Origin of the sequence: Roseicyclus marinus (genome assembly GCF_030163795.1) — a bacterium.
Taxonomy (GTDB): Bacteria; Pseudomonadota; Alphaproteobacteria; order Rhodobacterales; family Rhodobacteraceae; genus Roseicyclus; species Roseicyclus marinus.
In genome coordinates, this window is record NZ_JASJOF010000007.1 from 109,149 (window position 1) to 120,970 (window position 11,822).

The window sequence follows — 11,822 nt, forward strand, 5'->3', positions numbered from 1 at the left end:
ACCGCCGATGCAGATGGAACGACGCGTGAACCCCTGGCTCAGGCAGGCGCTGGAGCTGGGTCCGCCGATCCTGTTCTTCCTCGCCTATACGCGATTTCAGGACGTGACTTGGACCATCGGGGGGCGGGATTACGACGGGTTCATCCTGGTCACCGCGGGGTTCGTGCCGCTGTTGCTCCTGTCCATGGCGGTGCTGTGGAAACTGACGGGCAAGATCAGCCGGCTGCAGGTTTTCACCGCCGTGATGGTGGTGGTCTTCGGCGGGCTGACCGTCTGGCTCAATGACGAGCGGTTCTTCAAGATGAAGACGACGCTGGTCTACGGGTTCTTTGCCGTGACGCTCGGGATCGGGCTTTTGCGCGGGCAGGGCTGGCTCAAGGTCTTGATGGGAGAGATGCTGCCGATGACGGATCGCGGCTGGCTGATCCTGTCGCGGCGGATCGCGCTGGCCTTTGCGGTGATGGCGGTGGCCAATGAAATCGTCTGGCGCACACAATCGACGGAGTTCTGGGTGACGTTCGAGACCTTCGGCCTGCCCGCCTTCTTGTTTGCGGCCTTCATGCTGCAGGCGAAACTGCTGGAGCGCGAGAGCCTCAGCGCCGGGACGGACGACCGGGGCGGTCGAGGGGACGGGGCGTAGATTTCTTGCGCACCGGCGGGCGCTTGGGCTTGTCCTTGGCGACGGCATGGCCTTCGACGGCGGCTTCGATCCCCAGTTGGTCGCGCAGGACGCGGGGCTTGATCTCTTCCACCTCGCCCGGTTTGAGCGTGCCGAGCCGGAACGGGCCGTAGGAGATGCGGATGAGGCGGTTCACCTCCAGCCCGATCTCGGCCATGGCGCGACGGATCTCGCGGTTCTTGCCCTCGCGCAGGCCGATGGTGAGCCAGGCATTGGCGCCCTGCTGGCGGTCGAGCGTGGCCTCCATCCCCTGGAACCGCTCGCCCTCGATCACGAGGCCCTTGCGCAGCGGCTCGAGCGTGGCTTCGGTCGGCGCGCCCTTGACCCGCACGCGGTATTTGCGGAGCCAGCCGGTCGCGGGCAGTTCGAGCTTGCGCTTGATGCCGCCATCATTGGTCAGAAGCAGCAGCCCCTCGGAATTGAGGTCGAGGCGGCCGACGCTCATCACGCGCGGCATATCCTCGGGGAGCTTGTCGAAAACCGTCTCGCGGCCCTTTTCATCCTTGGCCGTGGTCACGAGGCCCGTGGGCTTGTGGTAGAGCCAGAGGCGCGGGCGTTCGGCCTCGGCCACGGGTTTGCCGTCGACGGTGATCTGGTCGCGCTCGGTCACGTTCAGGGCGGGGCTGTCGATGATCGAGCCGTTCACGGTGACGCGGCCCTCAGCGATCATGCGCTCCGCCTCGCGGCGGGAGGCGATGCCGGCGCGGCTGAGACGTTTGGCGATGCGTTCGGGGTCTGACATGTCCGCCCGCATAGCGGTTTGACAGGCAAAGCGAAAGGCGGGATCACGGGGCATGGGCGGTTTCACCTCATTCATGGATGCGGCGCTGGAGGAGGCGCGGGCGGCGGCCGAGGCGGGCGAGGTGCCGGTGGGCGCGGTCGTGGTGCGCGAGGGCGTCGTGATCGCGCGGGCGCGCAACCGGATGAGGGAATTGGTCGATCCGACCGCCCATGCCGAGATGCTGGCGATCCGGGAGGCGTGCCGGGTGCTGGGATCGGAGCGGCTGACCGGTTGCGATCTCTGGGTGACGCTGGAACCCTGCCCGGCCTGCGCGGGGGCCATCGCGGCGGCGCGGCTGTCGCGGCTGTATTACGGCGCCTCCGACCCGAAATCGGGCGGCGTGGCGCAGGGGCCGCGCGTCTTCGACCATCCGCAGGCGCATTGGACGCCGGAAGTCTATGGTGGGATCGGGGAGGCGGAGGCGGCCGCACTCCTGAAGGACTTCTTCGCGGCGCGGAGGTAGTTGGGGGCTCTGCCCCCGTCCTTCGGACTCCCCCGGAGTTTATGGGCCAAGATGAAGCGGGACTCCTGTCTTCATCTTGGCCGAAAAACTCCCGCCGGAGGCTCCCCAAGGGGCCACCGGCGGGACGGGTCAGATGGGGATGACGGTGGCCAGACCTTGGGCCAGCGCGGTTGTCACTATGGCATCGGCCACGGCCAGATCCTGCAGGCCTACGCCCGTGCCGTCGAAGAGCGTGATCTCGTCCGGTGTGCGGCGGCCCTTGTGGGTGCCGTTGATCACCGCGCCGATGGGGGTGACGCGCTCCGCGCCGATCAGGCCAGCGGCGACGGCATGTTGCGCCTCGCCGATCGTGACGGATTGGGCGACCTCGTCACAGAAGACGGTGGCCTTCGCCAGAAGGGCGGCCTCCACCTCCTGCTTGCCCTTGGTGTCCGTGCCCATGCAGGCCAGGTGCGTGCCGGGCGAGACATGCTCGGCCAGAAGCGAGGGGGCGAAGCTGGAGGTGATGGTGATGATCACATCCGCCGCCTTGAGGCCCGGCAGGTCCACGGCGCGGAAGGGCAGGCCCATCTCCTCGGCCACGGCGGCGAGGCCCGGCAGCATGTCGGGGTGGTAGTTCCAGCCGATGACCTCGTCGAAGGCGTGGGTTTCGAGGGCTGCACGGAGCTGGAATTTCGCCTGATGGCCTGCGCCGACCATGCCCAGCACCTTGGAGTCCTTCCGGGCCAGGTGCTTGATCGAGACGGAGGAGGCGGCGGCCGTCCGGAGTGCGGTCAGGAGATTGCCGCCCACCATCGCCTTGACCCGGCCGCTGTCGGGATCGAAGAGGAAGACGGTGGATTGGTGGTTGATCAGCCCGCGCCGTTCCAGGTTGTGGGGCCAGTAGCCACCGGCCTTGAGGCCCAGAACACCGCCCACCGCATCGAAGCCGCCCTTGAAGCCGTAGAGCGCATCCTCGTGGCCCAGCGCCTCGCGCACCACGGGGAAATTCACCGCATCGCCCGAGGCCATGGCGGCAAAGACCTTTTCCACCGCGTCGAAGGAGGCCTGCCGGGTCAGGAGGTCGGCGATCATCCCCTCGGGAATGATCGCCAGCTCATGGGCGGGGGATTTGCCGCCATCCATGCTCAATACGCCTTGCCGCGTGCCGAGACGGGCCAGACGACCTCGACCTTGCCGCCGCGCACGCCGACATACCAATCGTGGACGTTGCAGGTGGGGTCGCAATGGCCGGGCACGAGGCGCAGTTTGTCGTTCACTTTCAGCACGCCCTCGGGGTCGGCGACGACGCCGTGTTCATCTGAACATTTGACGTATTGCACGTCGGTGCGCCCAAAGATGACCGGCAGGCCGCTGTCGACCGATTGCGCCTTCAACCCTGCGTCGACGATGGCCTTGTCGGCCTTGGCGTGGGACATGACGCTCGTCAGGATGAAGAGCGCGTTTTCCCATTCGCCCTGGTCGATGCGCTTGCCGTTTTGATCGAGGATGCGGCCGTAATCGGCATCCATGAAGGCGTAGGAGCCGCACTGAAGCTCGTTATAGACGCCCGAGGTGCTCTCGAAATAGTAGGAGCCGGTGCCGCCGCCGCCGACGATGTCGCACTCCAGCCCTTCGGCCTTGAGAGTGTCCACGGCGTCTTTGACCATGGCGACCGCGACGGCGATCTTGGCCTTGCGATCTTCGTAGCTGTCCATGTGCTGCATCGCGCCCTGATAGGCCTGGAGGCCTGCGAATTTCAGGCCGGGGGCGGCGTCGATGGCTTTGGCGATTTCGACGACGGCAGGGGTGGTGGTCACGCCGCAGCGGCCCGCGCCGCAGTCGATTTCGACGAGGCATTCGATCTGGGTGCCGTGCTTGACCGCGGCGGCAGACAGGTCGGCCACGTTGGCGAGATCATCGACACAGCAGATGGTGCGCGCGCCCAGTTTCGGCATCCGGGCGAGGCGGTCGATCTTGGCCGGTTCGCGGACCTGGTTGGAGACGAGCACGTCCTTGATGCCGCCACGGGCGAAAACCTCGGCCTCGGACACCTTTTGGCAGCAGACGCCGCAGGCGCCGCCCAGTTCGACCTGGAGTTTCGCCACGTCGACGGATTTGTGCATCTTGCCATGCACCCGGTGGCGCATCCCGTGGGCCTTGGCGTAATCGCCCATCTTCTTGATGTTCCGCTCGAGCGCGTCGAGGTCGAGGATCAGGCAGGGCGTCTGGATCTCGTTCTCGGGCATGCCGGGCAGGGCGGGGATGTCGTAGCCGACTTCGAGGGTTTCGATATCGATGTGGTCTTTCATGGGGGTCTCTCCGGGTTTGTGCGGAATGGTGGGGTTTGCCCACCTTATGAAGGTTCGGATCGGGGCGTTCCGGACTGGTGGGCAATCCTGCCCACCCTTTGCCTCACATCCAGGGCAACTTGCCCAAGTCGACATTGCCGCCGGTGATGATCACGCCGACGCGCTTGCCGCGGAAGATGTCGGGGTTCTTGATGATCGTGGCGAGCGGGACCGCGCAGGAGGGTTCCATCACGATCTTCATCCGTTCCCATGTGAGCCGCATGGCGTCGATGATTTCCTGTTCACTGGCGGTCAGGATATCGGTGACGTGCTGCGACACGAAATGCCAGGTGTTTTCCTTGAGCGGCACCTTGAGCCCGTCGGCGATGGTGTTGGGCGCGTCATCGGCGATGATGTGGCCCGCCTTGAACGAGCGATAGGCGTCATCGGCCTGTTCGGGTTCGGCGGCGTAGATTTCCACATGGGGCGCGATGTTGGACAGCGTCAGGCAGCAGCCCGAGACCATGCCGCCGCCGCCGATGGGGGCGATCACGGCATCCAAGCCTTCGACCTGTTCCATCAGCTCGCGCGAGCAGGTGGCCTGTCCCGCGATGACGCGGGGGTCATTGTAGGGATGGACGAAATCTGCCCCGGTGCGGGCGTGAACCTCGGCAAAGACGGCCTCGCGCGAGGTGGTGGAGGGTTCGCATTCGGTGATCGTGCCGCCATAGCCGCGCACGGCGGCCTTTTTCGCCTCGGGGGCGGTGCGGGGCATGACCACGTGGCAGGGGATGCCACGACGCCCTGCGGCATAGGACAGGGACAGCGCGTGATTGCCCGAGCTGTGCGTCGCCACGCCTTTGGCCGCCATCTCCTCGGACAGGCCGAAGACGGCGTTGGACGCGCCGCGCACCTTGAAGGCGCCGGCCTTTTGGAAGTTTTCGCATTTGAAGAACAGATCGGCGCCGGTCAGTTCGTTCATGAATTGCGAGGTCAGGACGGGCGTGCGGTGGATGTAGGGTTTGATCCGCTCATGGGCGGCAAGCACGTCGTCATAGGTCGGGATATGGGTCTCGATCGCGTCTTTCATGATGTTCCCCTTATTCGGCGGCCAGCGCGACGGGCGCGGCGGTGGAGCGATAGACCTCTTGTGCGGCGGCAACGCCCGAGCCGAGGCGAATGTCGAGGCCGAGATCGGCCATGACCATTTCGACCGTGGCCAGGCCCGAGAGCATCATCGAGTCGGTGAGGCTGCCCAGATGGCCGATGCGGAAGACCTTGCCCGCGACCTGGCCGAGACCTGCGCCGAAGGCCATGCCGTAGCGCTTGCTGGCATGGGTCACGATGCGGCCTGCGTCGAAGCCTTCAGGGGTGCGGATCGCACTGACCGTGTCGGAATAGAGGTCGGGCCGGACGGCGCAAAGCGGCATCCCCCAGGCGGCGACGGCGGCGCGCACGCCCGAGGCGATGCGGGTGTGACGGGCGAAGACGTTGTCGAGACCTTCTTCCATCAGCATGTCGGAGGCGGTCTTGAGCCCGTTCAGGAGGCCCACGGCGGGCGTATAGGGATAGCCGTTGACGGCGTAACCCTTCACCATGTCGCGGATGTCGAAATAGGTGCGCGGCAGGCCGCCGGTTTCCACAGCAGCCATCGCCTTGGGCGAGAAGGCCGCGATGCCGAGGCCCGCGGGGAGCATGAAGCCCTTTTGCGACCCGGTCACGGCGACGTCGATTTTCCAGCCGTCGAATTCGAAGGGCATGGAACCGATGGAGCTGACGCCATCGACGAAGAGAAGTGCGGGGTGCTTGGCCGCATCCATGGCGCGGCGGACGGCGGCGATGTCGGAGCGCACGCCGGTCGCGGTCTCGTTATGGGTGGCGAGAACGGCCTTGATCTTGTGCGTGGTGTCGGCGGTGAGGATTTCCTCGAACCTTGCGGTGGGAATGCCCTCGCCCCAATGGGTTTCGACGATCTCGACGGTCAGGCCGTGGCGCTGGCACATGTCGATCCATTTCTGGGAGAACATGCCGTTGCGCGCCGCCAGAACGGTGTCGCCGGGCGAAAGCGTGTTGGTGATGGCCGTTTCCCAACCGCCGGTGCCGGTGGAGGGGAAGAGGAACACCTCGGCCACGGACGACCGGATCACCCGCTTCACCCCGTTGCGGGCGGGGTGGAGGATATCCTTGAACAGGTCGGAGCGGTGGTCGATCGTCGGCATGTCGCAGGCCCGGCGCAAGCTTTCGGGCATGTTGGTCGGGCCGGGAATGAAGACCGGGTTTTGCAGGCTCATCAGGGTCTCTCCTCATCTCTTGACAGGAAGGTAGGGCTTGCGCATCCAGCGCACAATTTTTTTGAAAAGGTTTTTCAAAAATGGTAGCGTGAAGGTATTGTAATATTTTTCAGTGGTTTATATTTTTTCATATGGTGAAAGAGTTTTTCACTGCACTGCAGCGAGGGTCAGATGCGTGACGATCAAGCCGCCGAATCCGCCCGCTCCGGGGGCCAGCGCGCCCGCGGGCGGCCCAAGGCGTGGGACGACAAGACCGACCAGAACACGATCAAATCTCTGGATCGGGCCATGGCGGTGTTCGAGCATCTGTCGGCCATGCCCGGCGCGACCCTGTCGGAACTGGCCGCCGACACCGACCAGTCGCCCGCCACGACCTATCGCATCCTGACCACGCTGGAGGCGCGGGGGTTGGTGGAATTCGAGGCGGGGGCGCAGCTGTGGCATATCGGGCCGCGCGCCTTTCTGATCGGGGCGCGGTATCTGCGGCGGACATCCGTGGTGGACCGGGCGCGGCCGATCCTGCGCAAGCTGATGGAGGCCACGGGGGAAACCGCGAACCTCGGCATCGCGCGGGAGGCGCATGTGCTGTTCGTGAGCCAGGTTGAAAGCCATGCCTCGATCCGGGCGTTCTTTCCGCCCGGCACGCTGTCACCGATGCATGCCTCGGGGATCGGGAAGGCGCTGCTCGCGCAGATGACCGATGACCGGCTGTCGCGCTATATCGCCACCGCACCCTTGGACCGGTTCACGTCGCGGACGCTGACCGATCCCGCCGATCTGCGCGCCGATCTGCAGGAAACGCGGGCGAGGGGCTATGCCATCGACGACGAGGAGAAGAACGAGGGGATGCGCTGCATCGCGGCGGCCGTGTTCGACTGGACCGGGGAGGCGGTGGCGGGGCTGTCTGTGTCGGGGCCGGTGAGCCGGGTTTCGGTGCGCGAGACGCCAAGGCTGGCCGAGGCGGTGGCGCGGGCTGCGGCGGATCTGTCGGCGGCGCTGGGCGCTGAGGCGCGGGGCTGAGGCGCGGTCTAGACCGGGGCAGGCAGCGCGGCGTCGAGACTGCGTTGCAAGATGGTGAGAAAGGTCTGGGCCGGGCGGATCAGCGGCACGCGCGCCGCGCGCAGGACACAGATCTGCACATCGCCCAAGGCGACGGGCAGGCGCAGGGTGGCAGGCGCATCGCCCAGAAAAACGGTTTCGGGAAAGACGGCGATCCGGCCGGGGTGTGACAGAAGGCTTGCGACCTGCGCCGCGGCCAGCGTGGTGGTGGTGCCCGGGTCAAGCCGGTGGCGGCGCAGCGCATGGCTGAAGACGGTGCGGGTGCCGGTGGGCAGGGGCGGCAGGAGCAGGCGGTGATCCACCATGTCCCACAGGGTTTTTGGCGGCGCATCCTCCGTCTGGGCGCAATGGGCGGTGATGGGGATGCGGAGGGCATGGACCACCTCGACCGCATCATCGGTTTCGGGATTGGTCAAGATCGCCAGATCCACCTCGCGCCTGTGCAGGGGCTGTGTCGTGTCGTCGGTCATGAGGGTGACGGAGACGCCGGGAAAGGCATCTTCGAAGGCGCGCACGGCCTGTAGGACAACACCCGCGCCTATGTCGGCGCCAAGGCCGATGGAGAGGGTGCCGCTGACGCCCTCACGCAGGTGGCCCAGTTGCGCGCGCAGGTCGTCGAAGGCCACGAGGTGGCGATCCAGAAGGTCGAGCAGCAATTCCCCCGCCATGGTCAGGCGCACGCCGCCCGGAACGCGGTCGAAGACGGGCAGGCCCAGTTCTTCCTCGAAGCTTTGCACGGAGCGGTTGAGGGCAGAGGGCGAGATCGACAGGATCTCGGCCGCCTTGCGGATGGATCCGGTGCGCTGGATGAGCCGGATCGTGCGGTAGATCTTGAGATGGCGCATCAGCGACCCCCGAGGCGTGATGCAAAAATTGCACCACTCCGGGGCCAAATTAACGGCAGACAACACAGGGTCAATCCGCGTTCACTTTGCTGCGGCAGCGAAGTGACTGCCTGTGAACCTGGGACAAAATGATGAAAAAACTCCTTCTTGCCAGCGCAATGGCCGTAGTTTCCGCCCATGCTGCAAGCGCGGAAATCCGAGTCGGTATCCTCCATTCGCTGACCGGGACCATGGCAATTTCGGAAACGACGCTGCGCGATGTCATGCTGATGCTGATCGAACAGCAGAACGCGGCCGGTGGTCTTTTGGGCCAAGAGATCGTGCCTGTGGTCGTGGACCCCGCGTCTGACTGGCCGTTGTTTGCCGAGCGCGCCCGCGAATTGCTGACCGTGAACGAAGTCGATGTGATCTTTGGCGCCTGGACCAGCGTGAGCCGCAAGTCGGTGCTGCCGGTGCTTGAGGAACTGAACGGGCTGATGTTCTACCCGGTGCAGTACGAGGGCGAGGAATCGAGCCGCAACGTGTTCTACACCGGCGCCGCCCCGAACCAGCAGGCGATCCCGGCGGTCGATTACTACCTGAACGAGCTGGGGGTCGAGGTTTTCGCCCTGCTCGGGACCGACTACGTCTATCCGCGCACGACGAACCGCATTCTGGAGCAATACCTGCTCGATGCGGGCATTCCGCAAGAAAACATCTTCGTCAACTACACGCCCTTCGGTCAGTCGGATTGGTCGTCGATCGTGGCCGATGTCGTGGCGCTGGGCGCGGGTGGCCAGCAGGTTGGCGTGATCTCGACCATCAACGGCGATGCGAACGTGGGGTTCTACGCGGAACTGGCGGCGCAGGGCGTTTCGGCCGATGACATTCCGGTCGTGGCCTTCTCGGTCGGTGAAGAGGAACTGGCCGGTTTCGACACCGCGCCCTTGGCGGGGCATCTGGCGGCATGGAACTATTTCATGAGCGCCGATACGCCGGAGAACGAAGCCTTCATCACCGCATGGCATGACTTCATCGGTGATGAGGCGCGCCCGACCAATGACCCGATGGAAGCGCATTACATCGGCTTCAACATGTGGGTGCAGGCGGTCGAGGCGGCTGGCACCACCGATGTGGATGCGGTGCGTGACGCCATGTACGGCATCCAGGTGCCGAACCTGACCGGCGGCATCGCGGAAATGCTGCCCAACCATCACCTGACCAAGCCGGTGCTGATCGGCGAAATCCGGGCGGACGGGCAGTTCGACATCATCAGCCAGACCGATCCGGTGCCGGGCGATGCCTGGACCGATTTCTTGCCGGAATCGGCGGTTCTTGAAAGCGATTGGCCGGGTCTGGGCTGTGGGATGTACAACACCCAGACCAGCACCTGCGTGCAGATCCAGTCGAATTACTGAGCCGATGCTTGCGGCGGGTGGCCCTGATCCCGGGGCCACCCGCAACCCTTTTTTCCGAGCAGTTCCAGAATGATACGACGTTTTATCGTGGTGCTGGCCGTGGCGCTTTTGGCGCTGGGTCATGGGCCGCGCGCCTTGGCGCAAGATGCGGGCACGGGTCTTCAGGCGCTGTTGCAGGTGGAGGCCGATCTCGTGGCCAATGCCTCGCGCCAGACGGTGCAGCAGGTTCTGGACAGGCTGATCGCCAGCGATCTGCCCGAGGTGCCGGGCTTTCTGACGCGCTGGGCCGCGCGCGAGGTGTACCAGCGGCAATCCGACGGGCTGTTCGTCTATGTGGCCGATCCCGATGCCGATCCGCTGGTTTTGGTGGATATCGTCACAGGGGCCGAGATCGGGACGGCGACCAGCCGCGAGGTGGCGCAGTTACGGCCCAACAGGGGCGTGCAGACGGTCATCGCCTCGGCGCTGGTGGCGTTCCAGTTGGGGGCGGAGGATCCGGCGGAGCGGTTGGCGGCGCTGGCGGCCATCGACAATGCGCCGGAGGAGAGCCATCTGGCGCTGTTGCGCGACCTGCTGGCGACGGAGAGCGATCCGGATGTGATCGAATTGGCCGAGGTTTTGCTGCCCAAGCTGGTGATCGCCTTCGACACGGATGATGCCGACCGGGTGGCGGCGATCGAAAGCCTTGCGGGCAATGTGAGCCTTGTGGCGCGGGCGACGTTGAACCCGCTCCTGGCGGTGACGAGCGGCGTGGGCGTGGCGCTGCCCGAGGTTGGGAACCTTGCCCGCGTTCTGGAGCCGGGGTCCGATATCGACGAGGTCGCGGCCTATGCGATGCTGGTGGAGGCGGGGCTGGCGCCCGCGCGGATCAGCCGGGCGGAACAGCGCGACATCCTCGCCGCGCATGTGGTCGAGGGGCGCGTGGGCGGCGTTCCGGTGGCGCAGCTGGATACCGATGCCGCGCGCGACCGGGCCTATGCCGCGTTAGTGGCCGAGGGGCTGGCCCTGCCCGCGCCGACCGAGGCGGACGTGACGGCGGCGCTGGACGCGCATGTGTTCTACGAGGTCTACAGGGAGGCGTCGGTGGCGGTGACCGATGCCGCGCGCGACACGCTGGAGGGGATCGACATGCGGGTCGGCGCCTACCGGGTGCTTGACCTGTCGCTGGACGGGTTGTCGCTTGCCTCGATCTATTTTCTTGCGGCCATCGGGCTTGCCATCACATTCGGCGTGATGGGGGTCATCAACATGGCCCATGGCGAATTCATCATGATCGGGGCCTACACCGGCTACGTGGTGCAGACCATCGTGCCCGATTACACGCTTTCGATCGCCATCGCGATCCCGCTTGCCTTTGCGGTGACATTCGCGGGCGGGGTGGCGATGGAGCGGCTGGTGATCCGGTGGCTGTATCATCGCCCGCTCGAGACGCTTCTGGCGACATTCGGGATTTCCATCGCGCTGCAACAGATCGTGCGCCAGATCTTCGGCACGCAGGCGCGGCCGCTGACGCCGCCCGACTGGCTGGCGGGGTCGGTTGCGATCAATGACGTGGTGTCGATCTCGTCGATCCGGATCGCGATCTTCCTGCTTGGCGTGATCTTTTTCGTGCTCCTCTGGCTGGTGCTGAACCGCACGAGGCTGGGGCTGGAGGTGCGGGCGGTGACGCAGAACCCGGCCATGGCGGCCTCGATGGGGATCAACCCGGACCGGATCAACATGCTGACCTTCGGCCTTGGATCGGGGATCGCGGGGATTGCCGGGGTGGCCATCGGGCTGTTCGCGCAGGTCGTGCCGGATCTGGGGTCGAATTACATCGTCCAGAGTTTCATGACGGTCGTGGTGGGCGGCGTCGGCAACATTTTCGGCACGCTGATCGGGGCGGGGATGATCGGGGGTTTGCAGAAATTCATCGAATGGCTGAACCCCACGAACACGCTGGCCGCGCAGACCTACATGATCTTGTTCGTGATCTTGTTCATCCAGTTCCGTCCGCGCGGCATCATCGCGCTGCGCGGCCGTGCGGCGGGGGATTGA

11 protein-coding genes are annotated in these 11,822 nt (G+C 65.5%); 5 read left to right on the forward strand and 6 right to left on the reverse strand.

The genetic code is table 11. From position 1 onward, the window contains the following. Window positions 1-7: 7 nt before the first annotated feature. Window positions 8-640: an inner membrane-spanning protein YciB gene (locus tag QQK63_RS12360; RefSeq protein ID WP_277824140.1), complete on the forward strand. Its 633-nt coding sequence runs from the start codon at window positions 8-10 to the stop codon at window positions 638-640. Here QQK63_RS12360 and QQK63_RS12365 read toward each other — a convergent pair. Next, window positions 594-1,475, reverse strand: coding sequence for a pseudouridine synthase (locus tag QQK63_RS12365; RefSeq protein WP_377133482.1), 882 nt, complete (start codon window positions 1,473-1,475; stop codon window positions 594-596). The two genes, QQK63_RS12360 and QQK63_RS12365, sit on opposite strands and share 47 nt — an antisense overlap. On the opposite strand from QQK63_RS12365, the gene QQK63_RS12370 reads away from it, so the two are divergent. Continuing rightward, window positions 1,474-1,923, forward strand: a complete 450-nt coding sequence (locus QQK63_RS12370; protein ID WP_277824138.1) for a nucleoside deaminase — start codon at window positions 1,474-1,476, stop codon at window positions 1,921-1,923. The genes QQK63_RS12365 and QQK63_RS12370 overlap by 2 nt on opposite strands. Before the next feature lie 129 nt (window positions 1,924-2,052). Here QQK63_RS12370 and bhcD read toward each other — a convergent pair whose 3' ends face one another. The 4 genes from bhcD to bhcA all read right to left on the reverse strand — a co-directional run bounded on the left by bhcD (window position 2,053) and on the right by bhcA (window position 6,484). Further along, the gene (gene bhcD, locus QQK63_RS12375) at window positions 2,053-3,018 is read right to left on the reverse strand and encodes an iminosuccinate reductase BhcD (protein ID WP_277825895.1); all 966 of its coding nucleotides are present in this window, start codon (window positions 3,016-3,018) and stop codon (window positions 2,053-2,055) included. A 32-nt stretch (window positions 3,019-3,050) separates the two neighbouring features. After that, window positions 3,051-4,214, reverse strand: a complete 1,164-nt coding sequence (bhcC, locus tag QQK63_RS12380; RefSeq protein WP_277824136.1) for a 3-hydroxy-D-aspartate aldolase BhcC — start codon at window positions 4,212-4,214, stop codon at window positions 3,051-3,053. Window positions 4,215-4,317: 103 nt separating this feature from the next. Next, a complete protein-coding gene (gene bhcB / locus QQK63_RS12385) occupies window positions 4,318-5,283 on the reverse strand; it encodes a beta-hydroxyaspartate dehydratase BhcB (RefSeq protein WP_277824134.1) in 966 nt (321 codons plus the stop codon). 10 nt (window positions 5,284-5,293) lie between these two features. Then, window positions 5,294-6,484 carry an L-aspartate--glyoxylate aminotransferase BhcA gene (bhcA, locus tag QQK63_RS12390; protein WP_277824132.1) on the reverse strand — a complete coding sequence of 397 codons (1,191 nt, stop codon included), beginning with the start codon at window positions 6,482-6,484 and terminating at the stop codon, window positions 5,294-5,296. A 171-nt stretch (window positions 6,485-6,655) separates the two neighbouring features. Between bhcA and bhcR the strand changes: the two genes are divergently transcribed. Continuing rightward, window positions 6,656-7,504: an HTH-type transcriptional regulator BhcR gene (gene bhcR, locus QQK63_RS12395; RefSeq protein ID WP_277824130.1), complete on the forward strand. Its 849-nt coding sequence runs from the start codon at window positions 6,656-6,658 to the stop codon at window positions 7,502-7,504. An 8-nt stretch (window positions 7,505-7,512) separates the two neighbouring features. On the opposite strand, the gene QQK63_RS12400 is transcribed toward bhcR, so the two are convergent. After that, window positions 7,513-8,388, reverse strand: a complete 876-nt coding sequence (locus QQK63_RS12400; protein ID WP_277824128.1) for a LysR family transcriptional regulator — start codon at window positions 8,386-8,388, stop codon at window positions 7,513-7,515. Window positions 8,389-8,516: 128 nt separating this feature from the next. Here QQK63_RS12400 and urtA point away from each other — a divergent pair, with 128 nt between their 5' ends. Together urtA and urtB are read left to right on the forward strand one after the other, a co-directional pair. After that, window positions 8,517-9,785 carry an urea ABC transporter substrate-binding protein gene (gene urtA / locus QQK63_RS12405; protein ID WP_277824126.1) on the forward strand — a complete coding sequence of 423 codons (1,269 nt, stop codon included), beginning with the start codon at window positions 8,517-8,519 and terminating at the stop codon, window positions 9,783-9,785. Between the two features lie 69 nt (window positions 9,786-9,854). Beyond that, entirely contained in the window at window positions 9,855-11,822 is a 1,968-nt protein-coding gene (gene urtB, locus QQK63_RS12410) for an urea ABC transporter permease subunit UrtB (protein ID WP_277824124.1), read from the forward strand.

What these genes read in the sequence shown, in the direction of transcription:
- QQK63_RS12370 (WP_277824138.1), top strand. Translation starts at nt 1,474, where the DNA reads ATGGGCGGTTTCACCTCATTCATGGATGCGGCGCTGGAGGAGGCGCGG.
- bhcB (WP_277824134.1), bottom strand. Translation starts at nt 5,283, where the DNA reads ATGAAAGACGCGATCGAGACCCATATCCCGACCTATGACGACGTGCTT.
- QQK63_RS12400 (WP_277824128.1), bottom strand. Translation starts at nt 8,388, where the DNA reads ATGCGCCATCTCAAGATCTACCGCACGATCCGGCTCATCCAGCGCACC.
- bhcC (WP_277824136.1), bottom strand. Translation starts at nt 4,214, where the DNA reads ATGAAAGACCACATCGATATCGAAACCCTCGAAGTCGGCTACGACATC.
- bhcA (WP_277824132.1), bottom strand. Translation starts at nt 6,484, where the DNA reads ATGAGCCTGCAAAACCCGGTCTTCATTCCCGGCCCGACCAACATGCCC.
- QQK63_RS12365 (WP_377133482.1), bottom strand. Translation starts at nt 1,475, where the DNA reads ATGCCCCGTGATCCCGCCTTTCGCTTTGCCTGTCAAACCGCTATGCGG.
- QQK63_RS12360 (WP_277824140.1), top strand. Translation starts at nt 8, where the DNA reads ATGCAGATGGAACGACGCGTGAACCCCTGGCTCAGGCAGGCGCTGGAG.
- bhcR (WP_277824130.1), top strand. Translation starts at nt 6,656, where the DNA reads ATGCGTGACGATCAAGCCGCCGAATCCGCCCGCTCCGGGGGCCAGCGC.
- urtB (WP_277824124.1), top strand. Translation starts at nt 9,855, where the DNA reads ATGATACGACGTTTTATCGTGGTGCTGGCCGTGGCGCTTTTGGCGCTG.
- urtA (WP_277824126.1), top strand. Translation starts at nt 8,517, where the DNA reads ATGATGAAAAAACTCCTTCTTGCCAGCGCAATGGCCGTAGTTTCCGCC.